General features: G+C 68.6%; 21 protein-coding genes. 11 read left to right on the top strand and 10 right to left on the bottom strand.

The window, feature by feature from the left end; all coding sequences use genetic code 11:
* Window positions 1–70: 70 nt before the first annotated feature.
* The 4 genes from osmF to B0A89_RS00200 are packed head-to-tail and all read left to right on the top strand — an operon-like array spanning window position 71 to window position 3,943.
* Window positions 71–982: a glycine betaine ABC transporter substrate-binding protein OsmF gene (gene osmF / locus B0A89_RS00215; RefSeq protein WP_085376425.1), complete on the top strand. Its 912-nt coding sequence runs from the start codon at window positions 71–73 to the stop codon at window positions 980–982.
* A gap of 47 nt (window positions 983–1,029) precedes the next feature.
* Window positions 1,030–2,265, top strand: coding sequence for an ABC transporter permease (locus B0A89_RS00210; protein ID WP_240558573.1), 1,236 nt, complete (start codon window positions 1,030–1,032; stop codon window positions 2,263–2,265).
* Window positions 2,262–3,191 carry an ABC transporter ATP-binding protein gene (locus B0A89_RS00205; RefSeq protein ID WP_085376424.1) on the top strand — a complete coding sequence of 310 codons (930 nt, stop codon included), beginning with the start codon at window positions 2,262–2,264 and terminating at the stop codon, window positions 3,189–3,191. The genes B0A89_RS00210 and B0A89_RS00205 overlap by 4 nt, the downstream gene beginning before the upstream one ends.
* Window positions 3,188–3,943: an ABC transporter permease gene (locus tag B0A89_RS00200; protein WP_085376423.1), complete on the top strand. Its 756-nt coding sequence runs from the start codon at window positions 3,188–3,190 to the stop codon at window positions 3,941–3,943. The genes B0A89_RS00205 and B0A89_RS00200 overlap by 4 nt, the downstream gene beginning before the upstream one ends.
* Window positions 3,944–4,095: 152 nt before the next feature.
* On the opposite strand, the gene B0A89_RS00195 is transcribed toward B0A89_RS00200, so the two are convergent.
* The 3 genes from B0A89_RS00195 to denD are packed head-to-tail and all read right to left on the bottom strand — an operon-like array spanning window position 4,096 to window position 6,547.
* Complete coding sequence (locus B0A89_RS00195; protein WP_085376422.1) at window positions 4,096–4,824, bottom strand: SDR family oxidoreductase; 729 nt, start codon at window positions 4,822–4,824, stop codon at window positions 4,096–4,098.
* Complete coding sequence (locus B0A89_RS00190; RefSeq protein ID WP_205949761.1) at window positions 4,821–5,579, bottom strand: GntR family transcriptional regulator; 759 nt, start codon at window positions 5,577–5,579, stop codon at window positions 4,821–4,823. Before B0A89_RS00190 ends, B0A89_RS00195 begins: the two co-directional genes overlap by 4 nt.
* Entirely contained in the window at window positions 5,576–6,547 is a 972-nt protein-coding gene (gene denD / locus B0A89_RS00185) for a D-erythronate dehydrogenase (RefSeq protein ID WP_085376420.1), read from the bottom strand. Before denD ends, B0A89_RS00190 begins: the two co-directional genes overlap by 4 nt.
* A 344-nt stretch (window positions 6,548–6,891) precedes the next feature.
* Here denD and B0A89_RS00180 point away from each other — a divergent pair, with 344 nt between their 5' ends.
* Genes B0A89_RS00180 through B0A89_RS00160 form a run of 5 tightly spaced genes read left to right on the top strand, consistent with a single transcriptional unit; the run spans window position 6,892 to window position 11,841 of the window.
* Entirely contained in the window at window positions 6,892–8,673 is a 1,782-nt protein-coding gene (locus B0A89_RS00180) for an IlvD/Edd family dehydratase (protein WP_085376419.1), read from the top strand.
* Window positions 8,674–8,680: 7 nt separating this feature from the next.
* On the top strand, window positions 8,681–9,415 hold the full coding sequence (locus tag B0A89_RS00175; protein WP_085376418.1) for an SDR family oxidoreductase: 735 nt from the start codon (window positions 8,681–8,683) through the stop codon (window positions 9,413–9,415).
* Window positions 9,415–10,194 (top strand): SDR family oxidoreductase, encoded by a 780-nt coding sequence (locus tag B0A89_RS00170; RefSeq protein ID WP_085376417.1) that lies wholly within the window; start codon window positions 9,415–9,417, stop codon window positions 10,192–10,194. Before B0A89_RS00175 ends, B0A89_RS00170 begins: the two co-directional genes overlap by 1 nt.
* A 10-nt stretch (window positions 10,195–10,204) precedes the next feature.
* The gene (locus B0A89_RS00165) at window positions 10,205–11,131 is read left to right on the top strand and encodes a 2-hydroxyacid dehydrogenase (protein WP_157115192.1); all 927 of its coding nucleotides are present in this window, start codon (window positions 10,205–10,207) and stop codon (window positions 11,129–11,131) included.
* 20 nt (window positions 11,132–11,151) lie between these two features.
* Complete coding sequence (locus tag B0A89_RS00160) at window positions 11,152–11,841, top strand: GntR family transcriptional regulator (RefSeq protein ID WP_157115191.1); 690 nt, start codon at window positions 11,152–11,154, stop codon at window positions 11,839–11,841.
* Here the strand turns inward: B0A89_RS00160 and B0A89_RS00155 are convergent.
* From B0A89_RS00155 to B0A89_RS00125, 7 genes are all read right to left on the bottom strand, one after another.
* Window positions 11,838–12,737 carry a sugar kinase gene (locus tag B0A89_RS00155; RefSeq protein WP_157115190.1) on the bottom strand — a complete coding sequence of 300 codons (900 nt, stop codon included), beginning with the start codon at window positions 12,735–12,737 and terminating at the stop codon, window positions 11,838–11,840. The two genes, B0A89_RS00160 and B0A89_RS00155, sit on opposite strands and share 4 nt — an antisense overlap.
* Window positions 12,734–13,612, bottom strand: coding sequence for a carbohydrate ABC transporter permease (locus B0A89_RS00150; protein ID WP_085376413.1), 879 nt, complete (start codon window positions 13,610–13,612; stop codon window positions 12,734–12,736). The genes B0A89_RS00155 and B0A89_RS00150 overlap by 4 nt, the downstream gene beginning before the upstream one ends.
* A 1-nt stretch (window position 13,613) precedes the next feature.
* On the bottom strand, window positions 13,614–14,555 hold the full coding sequence (locus B0A89_RS00145) for a carbohydrate ABC transporter permease (protein WP_085376412.1): 942 nt from the start codon (window positions 14,553–14,555) through the stop codon (window positions 13,614–13,616).
* A gap of 79 nt (window positions 14,556–14,634) precedes the next feature.
* On the bottom strand, window positions 14,635–15,960 hold the full coding sequence (locus tag B0A89_RS00140; RefSeq protein ID WP_085376411.1) for an ABC transporter substrate-binding protein: 1,326 nt from the start codon (window positions 15,958–15,960) through the stop codon (window positions 14,635–14,637).
* Window positions 15,961–16,040: 80 nt separating this feature from the next.
* Window positions 16,041–17,099 (bottom strand): ABC transporter ATP-binding protein, encoded by a 1,059-nt coding sequence (locus B0A89_RS00135; protein ID WP_085376410.1) that lies wholly within the window; start codon window positions 17,097–17,099, stop codon window positions 16,041–16,043.
* Between the two features lie 361 nt (window positions 17,100–17,460).
* Window positions 17,461–18,312 (bottom strand): ureidoglycolate lyase, encoded by an 852-nt coding sequence (locus B0A89_RS00130; protein WP_085376409.1) that lies wholly within the window; start codon window positions 18,310–18,312, stop codon window positions 17,461–17,463.
* Window positions 18,313–18,409: 97 nt separating this feature from the next.
* Window positions 18,410–19,924: an aldehyde dehydrogenase (NADP(+)) gene (locus tag B0A89_RS00125; protein ID WP_085376408.1), complete on the bottom strand. Its 1,515-nt coding sequence runs from the start codon at window positions 19,922–19,924 to the stop codon at window positions 18,410–18,412.
* A gap of 522 nt (window positions 19,925–20,446) precedes the next feature.
* On the opposite strand from B0A89_RS00125, the gene rnd reads away from it, so the two are divergent.
* A complete protein-coding gene (rnd, locus tag B0A89_RS00120; RefSeq protein ID WP_085376407.1) occupies window positions 20,447–21,628 on the top strand; it encodes a ribonuclease D in 1,182 nt (393 codons plus the stop codon).
* A 250-nt stretch (window positions 21,629–21,878) separates the two neighbouring features.
* Window positions 21,879–22,067, top strand: coding sequence for a hypothetical protein (locus B0A89_RS00115; protein WP_157115189.1), 189 nt, complete (start codon window positions 21,879–21,881; stop codon window positions 22,065–22,067).
* Window positions 22,068–22,076 lie beyond the last annotated feature (9 nt).

Raw genomic sequence — 22,076 nt, 5'->3', positions numbered from 1 at the left:
GAACCATCCGGCCGCGGGCTGCGTTCGTCATGACATGCGGGCGGTGCCCAGTCTGGTGGAGTGAACGGACATGAAGACGATCAGATCCGCGCTGGTTGCGCTTTCGCTGGGGCTTGCGGCGACAGGCGCGTCCGCCCGCGACATCGTGGTATCCTCGAAGATCGACACCGAAGGCGGGCTGTTGGGCAACATGATCCTGCTGGCGCTGCAGGATGCAGGATTGCCCGTCAGGGACAAGCTGCAACTGGGCGGCACCCCCATTGTTCGAGATGCGATCACGGCGGGGCAGATCGACATCTATCCCGAGTATACGGGCAACGCCGCCTTCTTCTTCAACCAGGCCGATAGCGGCGTGTGGAAGGATGCGGCCAAGGGCTATGCCCGCGCGGCCGAACTCGACCGGGCGCAGAACCGCATCGTCTGGCTGACCCCTGCGCCTGCGAACAACACCTGGGCCATCGCGGTGCGCAAGGATGTCGCCGATGCGAACGGGCTGCGCACCATGTCGGATCTCGGCCGATACATCGCAGGCGGCGGGGCGATCAAGCTGGCGGCCTCGACCGAGTTCGTCACCTCGCCCGCCGCGCTGCCCGCCTTTCAGGCGACCTATGGCTTTGCCCTGAAACCCGACCAGCTGGTGCAGCTGTCGGGCGGGGATACCGCGGCGACGATCGCGGCGGGGGCAGGCCAGACCTCGGGGGTGAATGCTGCGATGGTCTATGGCACCGACGGGGGCATCGCCCCTGCGGGCCTGACGGTGATGGCCGATGACAAGGCCGTGCAGCCCGTCTATCAGCCCGCCCCCGTGGTGCGCGAGGAGGTGCTGTCCGAATACCCGCAGATCGCCGCGGTTCTCGAGCCGATCTTTGCCGGGCTGCAACTGACCACCCTTCAGGAACTGAACGGGCGCATCCAGGTCGGCGGAGAGCCTGCCGCCGAGGTCGCCCGCGATTATCTGACCCGCGCGGGCGCGCTGAAATGACAGGTCTGCCCGCATGAGGGGGCCGGCGCCGTGACGGGCAGGGCGAGGTGAGGGGAGCCCCGAGCCCGCAGCCCCAGGGCGGGCCTGCCGGCGTGGCGGGCGCGGCGGCGACTTTGGCCCCGCCTTGGCCGGCGCTGAGCCCGACCGGCATTCTGTTCGTGGCGATGGGGCTGGCATCGCTTGCGATGCCCTTTGTGCAGATCAAGCCCAACCGCATCGTGCCGGGGCAGGGCGCGGCGCTGCATGCGGCGCTGGGCGCGGCGGGCGGGCCGCTGTGCCTTGCGGCGGCAGCCCTGCTGCTTGCGGCCCTGAGGCCGCGCGCATCCTGGTGGGGGATCGCGGCCGGCCTTGCCGGTGCTGCGGGCAGCCTGCTTGTGCTGGGGGCGGCGGCGCGCCAGCATGTGCCTGATGGCAATACCTTGGCCCGTGTGGCGCCGGGATCAGGGTTCTGGCTGCTGCTGCTGAGCTTTTCGCTTGCCGCGACCGATGTGATCGCGCGGCTGCGCCCGCCCTTGGGGCAACGCTGGCTGCTGCTGGCTGGGGTGTCGGCGGGCCTGGCGGCGCTGCTGTGGTCGGGCGCCTTGGACGAGGTGTCGATCATGCGTGAATTCGCTGCCCGCGCGGCTCCTTTCCAGCGCGAGACGCTGCGCCACCTGCTGCTTGTCTTCGGATCGCTGGGCGGGGCGCTTGCTGTCGGCCTGCCGCTGGGCGTGATGGTGCATCAAAGGCCAAGGACGGGGCGGGGGGTGATGGGGGTGCTGAACATCGTCCAAACGATCCCGTCGCTGGCGCTGTTCGGGCTGATGATTCCGATCCTGGGCTGGGTCGCGGCAAAGCTGCCGGCTGCCGCGGCTGCGGGGATCGCGGGGATCGGGGCGTTCCCCGCGCTGGTCGCCCTGTTCCTGTATTCGCTGCTGCCGGTAGTGTCGAACACTGCGGCCGGGCTGGGCGGCGTCTCGCCCGACGCGCGGGACGCGGCGCGGGGGCTGGGGATGACCCGCGGCCAGGTTCTGGCCCAGGTGTCGATCCCGCTGGCTGTGCCCGCGATCCTTGCGGGCGTGCGGATCGTTCTGGTGCAGAATATCGGCCTTGCGGTGATCGCCGGGCTGATCGGCGGCGGAGGCTATGGAACCTTTGTCTTTCAGGGGCTGAACCAGACGGCTATGGATCTGATCCTGCTGGGCGCGCTGCCCACCATCGCCATGGCGCTGTCGGCGGGCATCGCGCTGGGGCTTGTCGTCGAATGGCTGGACAAGCGCCCCGCGCCCGGGGGTGCCCCATGATCGAGCTGAGGCACCTGACCAAACGCTATGGCGCCGCGACCGTCGTGGACGATGTGTCGCTGACACTCGGCAGCGGCCTTATTGCGGCGGTGGTCGGCACCTCGGGTTCGGGCAAGACGACCTTGCTGCGGATCATCAACCGCCTGATCGAGCCGACCGCCGGGCAGGTGCTGATCGATGGGGTGGATATAGCCCAAGGCCCGCCCCATCTGCTGCGCCGGCGCATCGGCTATGCGATCCAGGGTTACGGGCTGTTTCCCCATCGCACCGTTGCGGCCAATATCGCCACAGTTCCGCGCCTGCTGGGCTGGCCGAGCGCGCAGATCAGGGCACGGATTGATGAATTGCTGGCCCTTTTCCAGCTTGATCCCGCCGCCTTCCGCGACCGGCTGCCGCATGAGCTGTCGGGCGGGCAGCAGCAGCGCGTGGGGGTGGCCCGCGCGCTGGCCGCCCGGCCCGAGCTGCTGCTGATGGACGAGCCGTTCGGCGCGCTGGACCCGGTGATCCGCGCCGCCGCGCAGGAGGATCTGCGCCTGATCCAGCGGCAGCTTGGCACGACCGTGATCCTGGTGACCCATGACATGGAGGAAGCAGTCACGCTGAGCAACCGCATCGCCGTGATGGACCGCGGGCGCCTGCTGCAATTCGGTACCCCGGCCGAAATCCTGACCGCCCCTGCCACGCCTTTCGTGCAGGCGCTGGTCGGCACGGCAGAGCGTCCCTTCCGCCTGCTGGCGCTCTCCCGCGTGGCCGATCTGCGCGAGCCGGGCTTTACCGAAGGCCCGGTCCTGTCGCCGCAGGCCAGCCTGCGCGAGGCGCTGGCGCAATGCCTGTGGTCAGGCCGCAGTGCCCTGCCGGTCGCCGGGGGCGGCATCGTGACGCTGGAGGCGCTGCGTGCACATGCAGCCGGGGGGAGGGCCGGATGAACCGGCCGGTCCTGAGCATCCTGGCGGCGGCGCTGCTGGTCTTTCTGCTCTGGCCGCATGCCTTTGCCGGGCTCTTCCAGCCGCTGACGCGCAACGGCGCGCCCCCCATTTATACCCAGACGAGCCTTCTTGCCCTGACGCTGTCGCATCTGGCGCTGGTCGCCGCGGCGGTGGGCGCGGCATCTGTCACCGCTGTCGGGCTGGGCATCCTTGTCACCCGTCCCGCGGGGCGGGCCTTTCTGCCGCTGGCGCGCACGCTGGCCAATATCGGGCAGACCTTTCCGCCTGTCGCGGTGCTGGCGCTGGCGGTGCCGCTGATGGGGTTCGGGCGCTGGCCGACCCTGACGGCCCTGTTCCTTTACGGGCTGCTGCCGATTTTCGAAAACACGCTGACGGCCCTTGGCAGCCTGCCCCCGCCGGTGGCCGAGGCGGCCCGTGGGACGGGGATGACGCCGCGGCAGCGACTGATCCGGGTCGAGCTGCCGCTCGCCCTGCCGCTGATCCTGACGGGCATCCGCCTGTCGGCAGTGATCTCGCTGGGAACCGCGACGATCGGATCGACGGTGGCCGCCCGGACGCTGGGCGAGGTCGTGATCGCGGGGCTGCTGTCCTCGAACACGGCCTTCGTGGTCCAGGGCGGGATGGTCGTGGGGGTGCTGGCGGTGCTGCTTAACGCGGTGTTCCAGTCGCTGGAACGCCGCGCGGCCCGTGCCGCGGGGCAAGAGCGGCTGGCCCCTATCGGCCTTTCCTGATCGCGGCGGATGAGCGGGCGCCGATCGACAGGGCGGCCGCCTCCTGCGGATGAGCCTGCCCGGTCTGCCGGATATCGGCCGTCAAAGCCCGCCCTACCGGCGCTGCGGGAAAATCCACCGCCCCGGCGCATCCTTTTCGACATCCCTTGCGGTCAATAGGTCGCCCGTCCGCCCGAGAGGTCGAACACCGCCCCGGTCGAAAAGGCGCAGTCCCGTGATGCAAGCCAGGCAACCATCGCGGCGGCCTCGTCAGGTTCCAGGAACCGCTTCATCGGGATCTTGGACAGCATATAGTCGATATGCTGCCCGCTCATCTGGTCAAAGATCGGGGTGCGGGCGGCGGCGGGGGTGACGCAGTTGACCAGAACGCCCGTTTCGGCCAGCTCCTTGCCCAGCGACTTGGTCAGCGCGATGACCCCGGCCTTCGAGGCGGAATAATGCGCCGCATTCGGATTGCCTTCCTTGCCCGCCACCGAGGCGATGTTGACGATGCGCCCATAGCCCCGCGCGATCATCCCCGGAACCAGCGCCCGGCAGACGACGAAGGGGGCGGTCAGGTTCACCTCGACCACCTGCCGCCAGATGGCCGGGTCCAGCTGCCAGGTGGGGGCATTGCCGCCGGCGATGCCGGCGTTGTTCACCAGGATGTCCACCGCGCCCGCCGCCTCAGCCGCCCCGGCTACGGCGGCGTCGTCGGTCAGGTCCAGCACGCGCGCGCACGCCCCCATCGCCGCGGCGGCGGCGCGGGTGGGGGCGTCCTGCATGTCCCATATCTCGACCGCGGCCCCGCTGGCGATCAGGCGTTCGGCGATGGCGCGGCCAAGGCCCTGCGCGCCGCCGGTCACGACGGCGCGGCGGCCGTCCAGGTCGATGCGGTTCATCTCGGCTCTTCCTCGTTGAATGCAGGGAAGGGGGCGGGCATCTCGCCCGGCGCGGTCGCACGGTGCAGCAGGGCCAGCTGGTCACGGTCGGCGCGGGCGCGATGGGCCAGATGCGCGGCATGGGCGGCCTGCGCATCGCCTGCCAGAACGGCCGCAAGGACAAGCGCATGTTCCCGGTTGGACGCCAAAGGCAGCGGCCGATGCGGCAGGATCAGCTGGCGCGCCCGGTATTGCTGTCCCCAGTATTCGCCGATGGTCCGCTGCAGGCGGGCATTGCCGCACAGGCCGACCAGCATCGCGTGGAAATCATCGTCAAGATCCGACCAGCGGGCGATATCGCCTTCGGCGGTGGCGCGCTCCATCCTCTGCGTCAGCTGGGCGAGGGCGTCGCGATCCGCGGGGCGCAGGGGCTGCGCGGCGGTCAGCGCCACGGCCCTCACCTCAAGCGCCGAAAAGACGTCGAGGATGTCACGGAAATCGGCCAGCGTCAGGTCGATGACGGTAACCCCGTGGCGCGGCCTGACAAGGACCAGCCCTTCTTCGGCCAGCCGTATCACCGCCTCGCGCACCGGGGTGCGCGACAGCCCCAGCATGCCAGCGATCTCGGTTTCCAGCAGGGTCGTGCCGGGGGCAAGACGCCCGGTCAGGATGCGATAGCGCAGATCGGCATAGGCCCGCTCGCGTGCGTTCGGCGCGCTGCTGCCCGAAGGCGCCGGACGCGGCCGGGCCGCCCGCATGACGGATTGGGGCGTCATTGCGCCGCTTCGCTGTCGCGGATATGGGCGCGGATGATGTCCTGAAAGCTGGCATCCGCGGCAAAGCCGAAGCCCGCCGCCCGCGCGGCATCGAAGTTGCGCGGCCAGCCGGCCACGATGCCCCTGATCACCGGGTCGGGCTGGCGCCGGATGCGCGCGACCGCCTCGGGGCCGGCGACTTCGCCGAGGGCGGCGATCATCTCGCCTACCGTGACGGACAGGCCCGGCATGGTCAGGCAGCGCCGTGCGCCCAGGGGGGCGGTATCCATCGTGGCGGCATGCAGCAGGAATCCGGTGGCCGAGGCGGGGCTGGCGACCCAGTGGCGCACGTCGTCATCGACCGGCAGCACGGCATCCTGCCCCGCCAAGGGTTCGCGGATGATCCCCGAAAAAAAGCCCGATGCCGCCTTGTTCGGCTTGCCCGGCCGCACGGCGATGGTCGGCAGGCGGATGCCGATGCCGTCAAAGATGCCCCGGCGCGAATAATCGTTCAGCAGCAGCTCGCCGATCATCTTCTGCGTGCCATAGCTGGTCATCGGCGCGGTGATGAATTCGTCCCCGATCGCCTCGGGGAAGGGGGCGCCGAACACCGCGATCGAAGACGTATACACGACACGCGGATGATAGCCGTCCTGCGCGCGGATCGCCTCGAACAGATTGCGCGTGCCGTCCAGGTTGATACGATAGCCCTTGTCGAAATCGGCCTCGGCCTCGCCCGAGACGATGGCGGCAAGGTGGAAAATCGCGTCCGGCCGGTCCGCAACCAGCCGATCGACCGTGGCCCGGTCGCTGATATCGCCCGTCACGGCGCTGACCCGCATATGGGCGCTGCCCTGCACATCGGCGGCCACCACGTCGAATAGTGTCAGCGCCTCGATAGGCTGGCCGCCCAGCGTTCCATCGCTGGCCAGCCTTATCGCCAGGTTGCGGCCCACCATGCCCGCGCCGCCCAGAATCAGAACCTTCATCGCTGCCCCCCTTTTGCCGATGTATACATTACGGCGGCCTCGCCGGGGTTCAAGCAGTCAGCGCAGCGTTCGCCTGTTCACCAAGGCTTTGCATCAAGGCTCCTGCGGCAAACTGCCAGGCCGGGCATCATGTGGACAGGTGCACCAGCCCGCGTCGAGCAACCGAAGGGAGGGCCGTTCGCGGCCGAGGGTTGTTGTCCTTGGCTTTGCCTGGCAGCAGGGCCGAACGCACCGCGACATCGTGCAGCTCCACGTTATCAGGGTCGCCAATGACCCTTTGCGCCGCTTTACAGCCTGAGCCGCGCTGGTATACCAGATGTGAAGCACCGGGGAGAGGGGTTCTGATGTCCGATACGCGCGCAGGCAAGCGGTTCCGCAGCCAGGAATGGTTCGACAATCCCAACAATCCCGGCATGACCGCGCTGTATCTTGAGCGTTACCAGAACAGCACCTTCACGCGTGAGGAGCTGACGGCCGAAAAGCCGATCATCGGCATCGCCCAGACCGGCAGCGATCTGGCCCCCTGCAACAAGATCCACGTCTTTCTGATGGACCGCATCAAGGCCGGCATCCGCGACGCGGGCGGTATCCCCATGGAATTCCCGGTCCACCCGATCCAGGAAACCGGCAAGCGCCCCACCGCCGCGCTGGACCGCAACCTTGCCTATCTGGGGCTGGTCGAGGTGCTGCACGGCTACCCTCTGGACGGGGTGGTGCTGACCACCGGCTGCGACAAGACCACCCCTGCCATGCTGATGGGCGCGGCGACGGTGGACATCCCCGCCATCACGCTGAACGGCGGGCCTATGCTGGACGGCTGGTGGCAGGGCAGGCGGGCTGGGTCGGGCACCATCGTCTGGGAAAGCCGCCGCCTGCTGGCCGAGGGCAGGATCGACTATCCCGAATTCATCGAGCGTGTCTGCGCATCCGCCCCCAGCCTTGGCCACTGCAACACCATGGGCACCGCCAGCACCATGAACGCCATGGCCGAGGCGCTGGGGATGAGCCTGCCGGGCTGTTCGGCCATCCCCGCGCCGTTCCGCGAACGGATGAGCATGGCCTATCAGACCGGCCGGCGCATCGTGCAGATGGTGCTGGACGATCTCAAACCCAGCGACATCCTGACGCGGGCGGCCTTTGAGAATGCGATCCGCGTCAACACGCTAATCGGCGGATCGACCAATGCCCCGCCGCATCTTCAGGCCATAGCCCGCCATGCCGGGGTCGAGCTGGACGTGAAGGATTGGGAAACCATCGGCTTTGACCTGCCGCTGATCGTCAACATGCAGCCGGCCGGCGAATATCTGGGCGAAAGCTTTTTCCGCGCCGGGGGCGTTGCCGCGGTGATGGGCGAGTTGCAGGAGGCGGGCCTGCTGCACGAGGATGCGATGACCGTGACCGGCCAGACGGCGGGTCAGAACGTCGCCGCCTGGCGGTCCACCGATCATGACGTCATCCGCCCGCTGTCCGATCCGCTGCGGGAAAAGGCGGGGTTCCTTGTCCTGTCGGGCAATTTGTTCGACAGCGCGCTGATGAAGACCAGCGTGATTTCAAAGGATTTTCACGACCGCTTCCTGTCCGATGCCGGGCGCGAGGGCATCCACGAGGCGCGCGCCATCGTGTTCGAAGGCCCCGAGGACTATCACGACCGCATCAACGACCCTGCCCTTGGCATCGACGACCGCTGCATCCTGTTCATCCGCAACGTCGGCTGCGTCGGCTATCCCGGCAGCGCCGAGGTGGTGAACATGCAGCCCCCCGATGCGGTGCTGAAGGCCGGGATCAACCACCTGCCGACTGTGGGCGACGGTCGCCAGTCGGGCACATCGGAAAGCCCCTCGATCCTGAACGCCTCGCCGGAATCGGTCGTGGGCGGCGGTCTTGCGCTGCTGAAGACAGGGGACCGGGTGCGGCTGGACCTGAACGCCCGGACGCTGAACGCGCTGGTGGACGATGCCGAATGGCAGGCGCGCCGCGATGCCTGGAGCCCGCCCGAGCTGGTCAACCAGACCCCCTGGCAGGAGATCTATCGCCAGCATGTCGGCCAGCTGGCGCAGGGCGGCTGCCTGGAACTGGCGACGGCCTATCGCCGCGTGCGCGAAAGCCTGCCGCGCGACAACCACTGAGGATGCGATGACCCGGACCATCATCATCACCGGCGCGGGCAGCGGCATCGGCCGCGTGACGGCGCAAACCTTTCTGGACAAGGGCTGGCGGGTCGGGCTGATCGGCCGGCGCGAGGATGCGCTGCGCGAGACGGCCGCCGGGTCGGACGCGCTGGTCCTGCCTTGCGATGTCTGCGACGCGGGCGCGGTCGATGCGGCCTTTGACCGGGCCGCCGCCGAGTGGGGCCGGCTTGACGTTCTGTTCAACAACGCCGGAACCGGGCTGGTCCCCCAGACCCCGGACTTGGTGGAACCGGACGAATTCCGCCGCGTCATCGACGTGAACGTCAACGGCGTCTTCATCTGCGCCCGCGCGGCCTTCCGCGTCATGCGCGCGCAATCGCCGCAGGGCGGGCGCATCATCAACAACGGCTCGGTTTCGGCCCACGCGCCGCGGCCTGGCTCGATCGGCTATACCACGTCCAAGCATGCCGTCACCGGGATCACGCGCTCGATCAGCCTCGACGGGCGCCCCTTCAACATCGCCTGCGGGCAGATCGACATCGGCAACGCGCTGACCGACATGGCGGTGGCGATGACCAAGGGCGTGCCGCAGGCTGACGGGTCGATGAAGGTCGAGCCGGTGATGGACGCGCAGGCCGTGGCGGACACGGTGATGCACATGGCATCCCTGCCCGACGGGGCAAACGTGCAGTTCGTGACTGTGATGGCGACGAACATGCCGTTCATCGGGCGGGGCTGATGGGCCTGCCTGCGGGGCTGTCGCTGTTCGACCTGACCGGACGCAGGGCGCTGGTCACTGGCTCGTCGCAGGGGATCGGCCTTGCACTGGCGCGCGGCCTTGCCGGGGCGGGGGCCGAGATCGTGCTGAACGGCCGCGACGCCGTGCGACTGGACGGCGCTGCCGAGGCGCTGCGGGCGGACGGGTTCGCCGCCCGGACGCTGCCCTTCGACGTCACCGATCACGCCGCCGCCCGCGCCGCCGTGGACGGCTTTGAAGTCTCGGTCGGCCCGATCGACATCCTCATCAACAACGCCGGCCAGCAGCATCGCGCCCCGCTGGAGGATTTCCCCGAGGACGCATTCCAGCGGCTGTTGCAGGTCAATGTCGCCAGCGTCTTCAACGTGGCGCAGGCCTGCGCGCGGCACATGATCGCGCGGGGACGGGGGCATGTCGTCAACATCTGTTCGGTCCAGTCGGCGCTGGCCCGGCCCGGCATCGCGCCCTATACCGCGACCAAGGGCGCGGTCGCCAACCTGACCAGGGGCATGGCGACCGACTGGGCGCGGCACGGTCTGAACTGCAACGGCATCGCGCCGGGCTATTTCGACACGCCGCTGAACGCCGCACTGAAGGGCGATCCGGCGTTTGGCGCCTGGCTGGCGAAACGCACCCCGGCCGGCCGCTGGGGCCGGGTCGAGGAACTGGTCGGCGCGGCGATCTTCCTGTCCTCGGACGCCGCCAGCTTTGTCAACGGAACGGTCGTCTATGTGGACGGCGGCATCACCGCCTCGCTGTAAGGAAACGCGCATGATCCTGGCCATCGGCAGCTATTCGCAGGAGGACCGCACCGCGCTTGATGCGATGGGGGCGGCGCATCTCGCCTCGCTCCAGGGCCTCGCAGCCCTGCCGCAGGACCAGCGCGCAGGGATCAAGGGCGTGGCCTATAAGGGGGGCCACCCGTTCGGCGCGGCGCAGATGGATCTGCTGCCGGCGCTGCGCGTGATCGCCAATTTCGGCGTCGGCCATGACGCGATCGACGTGCCTGCCGCCACCGCGCGCGGGATCACCGTGACCAACACGCCCGCTGTGCTGAACGATGACGTGGCCGATCTGGCCGTCGCCATGTGGATCGCCCTGAACCGCGGGTTCGAGCCGGCCATCGCCCATGTCCGCATGGGCGGCTGGGCGCGGGGCGAGGGGCTGGCGCTGGGGCGCAAGGCATCGGGGCGGCGGGTCGGCATCCTCGGCCTTGGCCGCATCGGGCGCGAGATCGCGGACCGGCTGGCGGCCTTCAAGTGCGAGATCCACTATTGGTCGCGCGGCGCCAAGGACGTGCCCTGGACCCATCACGCCGATCCCACGGCGCTGGCCCGCGCCGTGGATGATCTGATCGTCATCATCGTCGGCGGCCCGGATACCGAGGGGCTGGTTTCGGCCGCGCTGCTGGACGCGCTGGGGCCTGACGGGGTGCTCGTCAATGTTGCGCGCGGCTCGGTGGTGGATGAGGCGGCGCTGATCGAGCGGCTGGCGGATGGGCGGCTGCGCGGCGCGGCGCTGGACGTGTTCCGGGGCGAGCCGCAGGTCGATCTGCGGCTGCTGGCGCTGCCCAACCTGCTGGCGCTGCCCCATATCGGATCGGCCACGGTGGAAACCCGCGCGGCGATGGGCGATCTGCAGCGGCGCAACCTGGCCGCGGTGCTGGACGGACGGCCGGCCGAAACGCCGGTCAACTGAGGGGCGGGACCTTGGCCGAGATGAGCGACGCTCCCGAAGCGGGCGGCCAGGCGCCCGCCGAGGGGGGGACGACGATCCCCGCCGCCATCGCCGATCAGCTGCGGCGCGAGATCCTGACCGGCGCCATTCTCCCCGGCAGCCCGATCAAGGAACGCGACCATGCCGAGCGGCTGGGTGTCAGCCGCACCCCCCTGCGCGAGGCTGTCCGCATTCTGGCGCAGGAGGGGCTGGTCACGTTGCGCCCGCTGCGCAGCCCGCTCGTCACCGACATGTCGCGCGCCGAGGCGATGGATGAGGTGGCTGTCTTGCGCCTGCTGGAACTGGCCGGGGGCGAGCTGGCCTGCCTGCATGCGACAGAGGCCGAGATCGCCGGCATCGCCGCGCTGGCCCGGCAGGTCGAGGATAGCCACGCCACCGGCGACAAGGTCGAGGTGTTTGACCTCGACATGGCGATGCACCGCGCCATCGTCGCGGCCGGGCACAATGGGGCGCTGAGCCGCAGCTATGATGAATACCTGTCCCGCCTGTGGCGCATCCGCTTCCTGTCGGCGCGGCTGCGCTCGGACGCGGCGCAGGTGCTGGCGGCCCATCGCGGCATGACCGGGGCGCTGGCCGCCCGCGACTGGCCGGCGATGCGCAGCCATATGGAGACGCATCTGGACGGCCTTGTGCGCAATCTCGAGGCGCATTTTGCCGGCCAGGAGCCCTAGACCGGCACCAGCGCGCCGCGCGCGGCGATGACCTTTGCGGCAATGTCGTGCCCGGCCCGGATCGCGTCAGGGATGCCGGCCCCGCCCAGCCGCGCGGCAAGGTATCCGGCGTTGAAGCTGTCGCCCGCGGCAGTGGTATCCACCGGCCGGACGCGCGGCAGGTCATCGACACGGCCCGCGCCGTCCACCCCGCCGTAATGGACCGGCCCGCCGCCGTTCTTGACGACCACCTGCCGCGCCCCGGCGGCCAGATAGCGGGCAATGCAGTCCTGCGGCGCGCCGTCGCCGAAATGGGCCGTTTCCTCGTCAAGGCTGGGCAGGACCAGATCGGCCAGCCCGGCAAAGCGGGTGATCTGCGTGCGCAGGGTCGCCCCATCCTCCCACAGGCGGGGGCGGATGTTTGTGTCGAACACCACCCGTGCACCCCGCGCGCGGGCCGCGTCCAGCGCGGCGGCAAGGTTGTCGCGGTCGGCAGGGGGCAGGATCGCGGCAGTGATCCCGGACAGATAGATCATGTCCGCTTGGGCAAAAGCCGCGGCCAGGGCCGCCGGATCGTCCGCCAGCCCGCGTGCCGCGGAATCGCTGCGCCAATAGGTAAAGCTGCGCTCGCCCTGAGACAGCTCGATCGCGTAAAGCCCGGCCTCGCGCACCGGATCGGCGCTGATATGGTCGGTGACGATCCCGGCATCGGCGATGAAATCCCGCAGCCGCCGCGAAAATCCGCCCGTGCCGATGCGGGTCAGGTATCCCACCGCCCGCCCCGCAGGCAGCAGCCGGCGCAGATACCAGGCCGTGTTCAGCGTGTCGCCGGCAAAGCCGAGATGCCACAGCGCAGGGTCGGGGCTGGCCGACAGCTCGACCATGGCCTCGCCGACGGAAAGAAGATCCAGCCTCACTCCTTCACCGCCCCGGTCATCGAGGACACGTAGTAATCCACGAAGAAGGAATAGAGGATCACCACAGGCAGGGAACCCAGCAGCGCCCCGCTCATCAGCGCGCCCCATTCATAGATGTCGCCGCGCACCAGTTCAGTCAGCACCCCGACGGGCACCGTCTTGTTTTCCGACGACGAGATGAAGGTCAGCGCATAGATGAATTCGTTCCACGACAGGGTGAAGGCAAAGATCCCGGCCGAGATCAGCCCCGGCACGGCCAGCGGCAGCACGACCCGCGTCAGGATCTGCCAGCGGCTGGCGCCATCGACCAGGGCCGATTCCTCAAGCTCATAGGGGATGGACCGGAAATAGCCCATCAGCAGCCAGGTGCAGAACGGGATCAGGAAGGTCGGATAGGTCAGGATCAGCGCCAGCCGGCTGTCGAAGATGCCGACCTGAAAGACGATGAAGGCCAGCGGGATGAACAGGATCGACGGCGGCACCAGATAGGCCAGGAAGATCAGCAGCCCCGTGACGCGGCTGCCGCGGAATCGCAGCCGTTCGATCGCATAGGCGGCCAGGACCGATGCGAACAGCGAGATCGCCGTCGAGGCGACGGACACGATCACCGTGTTCCACATCCAGCGCGGATAGGTCGTTTCGAACAGCAGGTATTTCATGTGTTCCAGCGTCGGCCCGACCACCCAGAACGGGCTGTAGTTGTTATAGTCGGTCAGCTGGTTGTCCGGCTTTACCGCCGTGATCGCCATCCAGTAGAACGGGAACAGCAGGACGAACACGAACACCGCCAGCGGCAGCCAGACGGTCAGGATGCGGCGGGGCAGCGATTCGAACTGCTCGATGCCGCCGATATTGTCCTCGGTCGCGCGTGCCATGTCAGTCGTTCCCTTGCTGCCATTTGCGGCGCTGAAGGCCGAAGAAGCTGAACAGGATCGCCGCCAGCAGGAACGGGATCATGGCGACCGCGATCGCCGCGCCCTCTCCCAGCTGGCCGCCCGGGATGGCGCGCTGGAAGGACAGCGTGGCCATCAGATGCGTGGCGTTCACCGGCCCGCCGCGGGTCAGCACATAGATCAGCTGGAAATCGGTAAAGGTGAACAGCACCGAGAAGGTCATCACCACCGCGATGATCGGCGTCAGCAGCGGCAGCGTGACCAAGCGGAACCGCTGCCACGGGGTCGCGCCGTCGATGGCCGCGGCCTCGTTCAGGGACTGCGGAATGGTCTGCAGCCCGGCCAGCAGGCTGATCGCGACAAAGGGGATGCCGCGCCAGATGTTCGCGGCGATGACCGACCAGCGCGCGTTCCACGGATCGCCCAGGAAGTTGATCGGCGCCGCGATCACGCCCAGCTTCATCAGCACCCACGAGATGATGGAAAACTGCGAATCGAAGATCCACCAGAAGGCCATGGCTGACAGCACCGTCGGCACCACCCAGGGCAGCAGGATGATCGCGCGAAAGACATTCTTGAACGGCAGGTGCCGGTTCAGCAGCAGCGCCAGCCACAGCCCCAGCGCGAATTTCGCGATCGAGGCAAAGACGGTGTAGAACAGCGTGTTGAACACCGTCAGCCAGAACACCGGATCGTCGAACAGCCAGCGGTAATTCTCGATGCCGATAAAGACGCCGGTGCGGCCGATCTTGGTGTCGGTGAAGCCCAGCCAGACACCCAGACCCAGCGGATAGGTCAGGAAGAAGATCAGGAAGGCCGCCGCGGGCAGCATGAACAGCAGGCCCAGCGCGTTGCGGCTTTCGGCGATACGCGCCAGCACCCCTTTGCGAGGGGCCTGCGCGGCCGGGGCGGGCGGTGGGGGCATGGGCAATCCTTCGCGGTCGCGTTCCTGAACGAGAGCGGGGCCGGCGGTCAGCCCGCCGGCCCCCGGCCTTCGGCTGCGCTCAGCGGTAATAGCGCTGCAGGCGCCGTTCGGCGTTGGCGATCGCCTGCTCGGCGGTCCTCTGGCCGGTGACGGCTTCGGCGAACATGTCCACCAGGACGTAATCGGCCATTGCGCCCGCCGAGGCCGGCCCCAGCGGCCCGGCATAGCCGTTCACGCGCAGCGATTCCGATGCCTTCGCATAGGGCGCGTGGATCGGGTTCGAGGTCCAGACCGGGTTCGCCGCGAACTCCTTGAGCGCCTGGCAGCAATAGGCGCTGGCCGCCTCGATCCAGCGGTTCATGTTGTCGGACCGATACATGAATTCCAGATAGGCCTTGGCGGCATTCGGGAACTTGCAGTGCTTGAAGATCGAGATGGTCGAGGTCTGCGCCAGCTCGACCGGCTTGCCGACCGGGCCGATGGGCAGGTTGACGGTGCGGATGTCATCCGCGATCGCCTTCATCGCCGGGTCTTTCAGCGCCGCGTAATACAGCGAAACGCCGTTCGCCGTCAGCGACACCTCGCCGGCCAGAAAGGCGCGGTTGTTGTTGATGTCCAGCCAGCTTTCGGTGCCCGGGATGAAGGTGGCATACAGCTTTTTCGCGTATTCGATCGCGGCGGCCGTCTCGGGGCTGTTGATCGTGACCTTGCCGGCCTCGTCCACCGCCTGCCCGCCGTGGCTCCACAGCAGCCAATGGGCATAGTTGTTGCCGTCGCCCACCGCCTTGCCGTGCGGGAAACCGGCCGGGGTGCCCTTGGCCTTCAGCGCCTCGCACAGCTTGAGAAAGCCGTCAGTGTCCTTCGGGAACTCGGTGAAGCCGGCGGCCTTGACGTGGCTGTCGCGATAGCAGACCGCGTTGCCGATCGCGCAGAGCGGGGTGGAGATCCACTTGCCGTCCTGCACGCCATAAGCCTTGAGGCCGTCATACCAGCCGCCATGGGCCGCCCCCAGCGCCTCGCACAGGTCCGTCACCTCGACCAGCTTGTCGGGATACTGGAAGGGGTCGTCGAACCAGCTCATCACCATGTCGGGGCCGCTGCCCACATTGGCGGCGACGGCGGCCTTGGGGCGCACATCCTCCCAGCTTTCCTGGTCGATGGTCACCTGAACGCCGGTCGCGTCGGTGAAGGCCCTGGTGTTGGCGTTCCACGCCTCTTCCTCGCCCTTGACGAAGGGCACCCAGCGCAGCAGGCGCAGGCTGGCGCCGGCCTCGGGGGTGAAGGTCGCGGCAGCGGGCGCGGCCGCCTGCGCCGCGGCGCCGCGCGCGCCGAAGGGGCCGATCAGCGCCCCTGCGGCGGCCATCGCGGCCGAGCCCTTCAGCAGTGTCCTGCGGTCGATGGTCATTCTCTCCTCCGTTGCTGGTGGCGGCGCGAGCCGCCTTTTCCCCCGTGCGCCCCTCTCTCCCAAGGCGCCGGGGGTGTCGCTCAGGCCGTCAGGCGCTGTCCGCTGCCCTCATCGAACAGATGCACGGCCGACGGGTCGATGCCGATGTTCAGCGTGCCGCCCGGCGCGGCCTGCACGCGTTCACGGAAGACGCCGGTGATCCCGGTCCCGCCCAGCGTGCCGACGACATAGGTTTCGGCCCCGGTCGGCTCGGTCACCTCGACCCTCAGCGGAATGGCGCCGCCAAGCCGCATGGCCTCGGGGCGCACGCCATAGACGAGCGGCTGGCCCGCGCGGGCTGCGCCGGGGTTGCCCACGGGCAGGCGGGTGCCATCCGCCGCCTGGAACTGGCCGTCATCGGCCAGGCGGCCCTTGACCATGCTCATCGCCGGGCTGCCGATGAAGCCGGCGACGAACAGGTTCGCCGGGCGGTCATACAAATCCAGCGGGGCGCCGATCTGTTCGACCCGGCCGTCATGCATGACGACGATCTTGTCGGCCATGGTCATCGCCTCGATCTGGTCGTGGGTGACATAGACGGTGGTCGTCTTCAGCCTCTGGTGCAGGTTCTTGATCTCGGTGCGCATGGTCACGCGCAGCTTTGCGTCAAGGTTGGACAGCGGCTCGTCGAACAGGAACACCTGGGGGTCGCGGACGATGGCCCGGCCCATGGCGACGCGCTGGCGCTGGCCGCCCGACAACATCCGGGGATAGCGGTCCAGAAGATGCGCAAGGCCCAGGATCTCCGCCGCAGGGCGGACCTTTTCCGCGATGGCCGCGCGCGTCGCCCCCGCCAGCTTGAGCGAGAAGCCCATGTTCTCGGCCACGGTCAGGTGGGGGTAAAGCGCATAGTTCTGGAACACCATCGCGATGTCGCGTTCCTTCGGCGGCAGGTCGTTCACCACCCGATCCCCGATCAGCAGCCGCCCCGAGGTGATGTGCTCCAGCCCCGCCAGCATGCGCAGCAAGGTTGACTTGCCGCATCCCGATGGCCCGACCAGCACGACGAACTCGCCCTCGTCTATGTCGACATTGATGCCGTGCAGGACCTCGACGGACCCGTAGGATTTGCGGACATCGTCGATGGTCACTGAAGCCATGCACAGCTCCTATCAAATGCGGGCCTTGAAAGGATGCTATGCAGCGAGGCGGCAGGGACGCAAGAAGTTTGTTGTGCCCCTTGCAAAGCCGCGCCCGGCGATGCTGCACGGCCCAATGTATACACGCGGCGGGCTGCGCCGGGGTGATCCTGTGCCGTTCTGGCCCATAGGGCCGGTGCGCCATCGCGCCGTGATGGGTAGGTAGGGCAGCCTGCTGGAACCAGAACAGGCCCTGCGGAAATCAGCAGCACGCCGGGCGCACCGGATCGCGCCGGCCGGTCATTGCCGCTGTAAGGCTGGCGACAGCGCGGGGCTGCCCGCCTGCAGGGCGCCTTCCATGAAAGCGCCCTGTTTTTTTCGGTCAGGCGACGACTTTCTGGGTCTGCTCGCCCAGGCCTTCGATCCCCAGGCGCATGACCTCGCCCCCCTTCAGGAACACCTTGGGGTTCTGGCCCATGCCGACGCCGGGCGGTGTGCCGGTCGTGATGACATCGCCCGGCAGCAGCGTCATGAAGGTCGAGCAATAGGCGACCAGCTCGGCCACGCCGAAGACCATCGTCCGGGTCGAGCCGTCCTGATAGCGCCGTCCGTCCACCTCGAGCCACATCGACAGGTTCTGGGGATCGGGCACCTCGTCCGCCGTCACCAGCCAGGGGCCGATCGGCCCGAAGGTGTCAAAGCCCTTGCCCTTGTCCCAGGTTGCGCCCCGTTCCAGCTGCCATTCGCGTTCGCTGACATCGTTGACGACGCAGTAACCGGCCACATGGGCCATCGCCTCGGCCTTGCTGACGCCGGCAGCGGGCTTGCCGATGACTACGCCCAGCTCGACCTCCCAATCGGTCTTGGTCGAGCCCTGGGGGATGCGGATGTCGTCATCGGGGCCGATGATGCAGCTGGTCCATTTGTTGAAGACCACCGGCTCGGCAGGAACGGCCATGCCGGATTCGGCGGCATGATCGGCATAGTTCAGGCCGATGGCGATGAACTTGCGCACCAGGCTTACGCAGGGACCAAGGCGCAGATCCTGCTGCGGGCGCCCCTCGACAAGGGGCAGCGCCTCTGGGTCAAGCGCGGCAAGCCGGGCCAGCCCTTCGGGCAGCAGCACGTCCCCGGCAATGTCCGCCACATGGCCCGACAGATCGCGCACCCGGCCCCGGCCATCCAGCAGACCAGGCTTTTCGGCCCCCGCAGGCCCATGACGCACCAGCTTCATCGCATATCCTTCATTGATGATACCTGCCGGAATGTTAGGGACAAAGCCTAGGGCCGGCAATCTGGTATACCCGATTGCGCGAGCCTTGCATCGCCCGTCAGTCCCCCAGCCCCGCCAGCAGCGCCTCGGGCAGATTCTGGTAGGCGACCGGGCGCAGGAAGCGGCGGATCGACAGCGTGCCGACCGAGGTCGCGCCGAAATTGGTCGATGCCGGATAGGGGCCGCCATGGACCATGCTGTCCACGACCTCGACGCCGGTCGGAAAGCCGTTGACCAGAACCCGCCCCGCCTTGCGTTCCAGGATCGGCAGCAGCCTGCGCGCATCCTCGATGTCCGCGTCGTCCAGATGCATCGTCGCGGTCAGCTGCCCCTCGAAGCCGCGGGCGAGCCGTTCCATCTCGGAAAAGTCCCGCACGCGCACGACAAGGCCGAGCGGCCCGAAGACCTCCTCGCCCAGGGCATGGTCCTGCAGATAGGCGTCGGCGGTCGTCTGATAGAGGTTGGGACTGGCGGTGCGGCCCTCGCTGTGGGTGGACATGACCGGGGTGACGGCGTTGCGCGATTCGAACCGCTGCTGGCCGGCGCGATAGGCGCTGGCGATGCCCTCGGTCAGCATGGCCTGCGGGCCGACCTGTTCCAGCGCCGCGCGCGTCGCGGCGACAAAGCGGTCCGCATCCGCCCCTTCGGTGACCACCGCGATGCCGGGATTGGTGCAGAACTGGCCCGCGCCCATGGTCAGGCTACCCGCCCAGCCGCGCCCCAGCTCATCGGCCCGCGCCGCCATGGCATGGGGCAGCAGGAACATCGGGTTGACCGAGCCCAGCTCGCCGAAGAAGGGGATCGGCTCGGGCCGGGCGGCGCACAGGTCGAACAGGGCCCGCCCCCCGGCCAGGCTGCCGGTGAAGCCGACCGCCTTGATCAGCGGATGCTGGACCAGCGCGGCGCCGACATCGCGCCGCCCGCCCTGGATCAGGCTGAAGGTGCCGGGATGGATGCCGCACCGCCCGATGGCCGCATGAACCGCCTCGGCCACGATCTCGGCGGTGCCGGGATGGGCGCTGTGCCCCTTGACAACGACAGGGCAGCCTGCCGCCAGGGCCGCGGCGGTGTCGCCCCCGGCGGTCGAGAAGGCGAGCGGGAAGTTCGAGGCCCCGAACACCGCCACCGGGCCGATCGGGCGCTGGATCATGCGGATCTCGGGGCGGGGTGCGGGCTTGCGGTCGGGCAGGGCGGCATCGACGCGGCGATCCAGATAGTCGCCCTTGCGGATGTGATCGGCGAAGAGGCGCAGCTGGCCGGTCGTCCGGCCCCGCTCACCCTCCAGCCGCGCCTCGGGCAGGCCGGTCTCGGCGCTGCCGATTTCGGTGATCGCCTCGGCGCGCGATTCGATCTCGTCCGCGATGGCATCCAGGAAGTCGGCCCGCGCGCCGCGGGGCAGGGCGCTATAGGACCAGAAGGCATCTTCGGCAGCCGCGCAGGCCCTGTCCACCAGATCGACCGTGCCGACGCTGAAGCTGTGGGCGGCGCCGCGGACGGGTTCGTTCTGGAACTGCGCATCCGTGCCGATCCAGGACCCGGCGATCAGATGTTTGCCGTGGGGGGTAAAGCTCATGCGGGAATCCTCGGGTTCTTCGGGTGACAGGGGGCGTCTGGCGACAGGAAGCGTTTCGGGCAAGGCGCGGACATGCAAGACGAAACCGTGGCAGACCTACGGCCCTTGTCACGCGGCAGCAACCGGCTTTCCACTGCGCGGAAGACATGGGGCGGTGCGGTCTTCGGCCGGCCGGCACTGATGCGGCCATCGCGCGCGGGCCGCTTGGCGGGCGGGGGCACAAGCCGGGCTTGGGGCCTTGTGCGCAACCAGGGCGAGGGGGCGCATTTCCTCTGTCAGCCGCCCTGCAAAGCGCGTATAACCCCTTGACCCAGTTGGGCCACAACGCTTGGCGTCGGGAAATTACGATCTTTTTTCAACTCTCTGCAATGGCCGGGTGCCGCGGGACGAAAGGCGCGGGGCCTTCCGGCGCTGGCTGCCCTTCATCCTTGCCACGGTCACGCCAGGGATGCTTGCGTGACCCGGCGCCGGCCCTGTTATCCCTGCCCCCCGGCGGACGACCCGCCAACCGAAGGACTGCAAATGACCGCCGAGCCGCGCATCATTGCCACCACCGATGAACTGTCCGCCTTTTGCGAGCTGGCCAAGGCCCAGCCCTATGTCACGCTCGACACCGAATTCCTGCGCGAGCGGACCTATTATTCCAGGCTTTGCCTGATCCAGATGGCGCTGCCGCCGGCATCCGGCCCCAAGCTTGCCGGCGGCCCCGCCGCGCTGATCGACCCCATGGCCGAAGGACTGTCGCTCGAGCCGCTGTATGACCTGTTCCGCCACGAGGCGACGGTCAAGGTGTTCCACGCCGCGCGCCAGGATCTAGAGATCTTCTTTCACGACGCGGGGATCTTTCCCACGCCGCTGTTCGACACCCAGATCGCGGCGATGGTCTGCGGCTTTGGCGAGCAGGCGGGTTATGAAACGCTGGTGCGCAAGATCGCGCGTCAGCCGCTCGACAAGTCCTCGCGCTTCACCGACTGGTCGCGCCGCCCGCTGACGCCGGCGCAGGCCGATTACGCGCTGGCGGACGTGACCCATCTGCGGGCGATCTATGAACATCTGAGCGCCGAGCTCGCCCGCACCGGCCGCGGCCCCTGGGTCGCCGAGGAGGCGGCGGTGCTGGTCGATCCCGCGACCTACACCACCCATCCCGATGATGCCTGGGAACGGGTGCGGACCCGGTCGGGATCGCCGCGGTTCCTGGCCATCGTGCGCGAACTGGCACGGTTCCGCGAGACTTACGCCCAGTCGAACGACGTGCCCCGCTCGCGCGTGTTCAAGGACGATGCGCTGATCGAGCTGGCCTCGACCCGCCCGTTGACCGAGGAAGAGCTGTCCAAGTCGCGGCTGCTGCTGCGCGAGGCGCGGCGGGGCGAGATCGCGCAGGGAATCCTCGCCGCGGTCAAGGCGGGGCTTGAGACGACGGACCTGCCCAAGGCCGAACCGCCCGATCCGGGCCGGCCCGGCAACGGCGCGCTGGCTGAACTGCTGCGCGTGCTGCTGCGGGCCAAGGCCGATGCGGCCGACGTGGCCCCGCGGCTGATCGCATCGGCGGCCGAACTGGACGCGATCGCGGCCGGGGCGAGGGATGTGCCGGCGCTGTCCGGATGGCGCGCCGAGGTGTTTGGCGACGACGCCCTGCGGCTGGCGCAGGGGCGGATCGCGCTGTCGGCCTCGGGCGGTGCGATCAAGGTCGTGCCGGTGCCGTAAGGGCGCAAGGCGGCCTGATCGCCACGCGGCGGCTGGTGTTGCGACCCGTGGCGGCTGCCGTTCTCGACAGGCTCTACAGGACCGTGATCGACCCTGCGCTCGCCCCGATGCTGTTCCTGTCCATCCAGGACTGGCGAGGGACCGCTTTGCCGCGCCTTGCGCCCTGGGCGCGGTTCGGCCGCCGTGCGGGCTGTCCGGTCTGTGCGGCGAGAAGATCATCGGCTCGGCCAGCATAGGCGGAGGCAGCGTGGTGCCGGTCTGTTATTTGCTTGCACCGACCTCGCAGGCGCTTGGGGGCGAGATGCTGGCCGGGTTCCCGGTGGCGATCGACCGGAATACCCGTCCCCCGATCCTGTCGGCCGAGGTCTTTGCCGGCAACCCGGCATCCCTTGCGCTCTGCTGCGGCGGAACGGCTTTGCCCTCACGGGCGCGCGGATGATGAACTGGG

This window comes from Paracoccus contaminans, from assembly GCF_002105555.1.
In the GTDB taxonomy this organism is placed as follows: Bacteria; Pseudomonadota; Alphaproteobacteria; order Rhodobacterales; family Rhodobacteraceae; genus Paracoccus; species Paracoccus contaminans.
This window is presented reverse-complemented; position numbering and strand designations above follow the sequence as displayed.

What these genes read in the sequence shown, in the direction of transcription:
- osmF (WP_085376425.1), top strand. Translation starts at nt 71, where the DNA reads ATGAAGACGATCAGATCCGCGCTGGTTGCGCTTTCGCTGGGGCTTGCG.
- B0A89_RS00205 (WP_085376424.1), top strand. Translation starts at nt 2,262, where the DNA reads ATGATCGAGCTGAGGCACCTGACCAAACGCTATGGCGCCGCGACCGTC.
- B0A89_RS00200 (WP_085376423.1), top strand. Translation starts at nt 3,188, where the DNA reads ATGAACCGGCCGGTCCTGAGCATCCTGGCGGCGGCGCTGCTGGTCTTT.
- B0A89_RS00195 (WP_085376422.1), bottom strand. Translation starts at nt 4,824, where the DNA reads ATGAACCGCATCGACCTGGACGGCCGCCGCGCCGTCGTGACCGGCGGC.
- B0A89_RS00190 (WP_205949761.1), bottom strand. Translation starts at nt 5,579, where the DNA reads ATGACGCCCCAATCCGTCATGCGGGCGGCCCGGCCGCGTCCGGCGCCT.
- denD (WP_085376420.1), bottom strand. Translation starts at nt 6,547, where the DNA reads ATGAAGGTTCTGATTCTGGGCGGCGCGGGCATGGTGGGCCGCAACCTG.
- B0A89_RS00180 (WP_085376419.1), top strand. Translation starts at nt 6,892, where the DNA reads ATGTCCGATACGCGCGCAGGCAAGCGGTTCCGCAGCCAGGAATGGTTC.
- B0A89_RS00175 (WP_085376418.1), top strand. Translation starts at nt 8,681, where the DNA reads ATGACCCGGACCATCATCATCACCGGCGCGGGCAGCGGCATCGGCCGC.
- B0A89_RS00170 (WP_085376417.1), top strand. Translation starts at nt 9,415, where the DNA reads ATGGGCCTGCCTGCGGGGCTGTCGCTGTTCGACCTGACCGGACGCAGG.
- B0A89_RS00165 (WP_157115192.1), top strand. Translation starts at nt 10,205, where the DNA reads ATGATCCTGGCCATCGGCAGCTATTCGCAGGAGGACCGCACCGCGCTT.
- B0A89_RS00160 (WP_157115191.1), top strand. Translation starts at nt 11,152, where the DNA reads ATGAGCGACGCTCCCGAAGCGGGCGGCCAGGCGCCCGCCGAGGGGGGG.
- B0A89_RS00150 (WP_085376413.1), bottom strand. Translation starts at nt 13,612, where the DNA reads ATGGCACGCGCGACCGAGGACAATATCGGCGGCATCGAGCAGTTCGAA.
- B0A89_RS00145 (WP_085376412.1), bottom strand. Translation starts at nt 14,555, where the DNA reads ATGCCCCCACCGCCCGCCCCGGCCGCGCAGGCCCCTCGCAAAGGGGTG.
- B0A89_RS00140 (WP_085376411.1), bottom strand. Translation starts at nt 15,960, where the DNA reads ATGACCATCGACCGCAGGACACTGCTGAAGGGCTCGGCCGCGATGGCC.
- B0A89_RS00135 (WP_085376410.1), bottom strand. Translation starts at nt 17,099, where the DNA reads ATGGCTTCAGTGACCATCGACGATGTCCGCAAATCCTACGGGTCCGTC.
- B0A89_RS00130 (WP_085376409.1), bottom strand. Translation starts at nt 18,312, where the DNA reads ATGAAGCTGGTGCGTCATGGGCCTGCGGGGGCCGAAAAGCCTGGTCTG.
- B0A89_RS00125 (WP_085376408.1), bottom strand. Translation starts at nt 19,924, where the DNA reads ATGAGCTTTACCCCCCACGGCAAACATCTGATCGCCGGGTCCTGGATC.
- rnd (WP_085376407.1), top strand. Translation starts at nt 20,447, where the DNA reads ATGACCGCCGAGCCGCGCATCATTGCCACCACCGATGAACTGTCCGCC.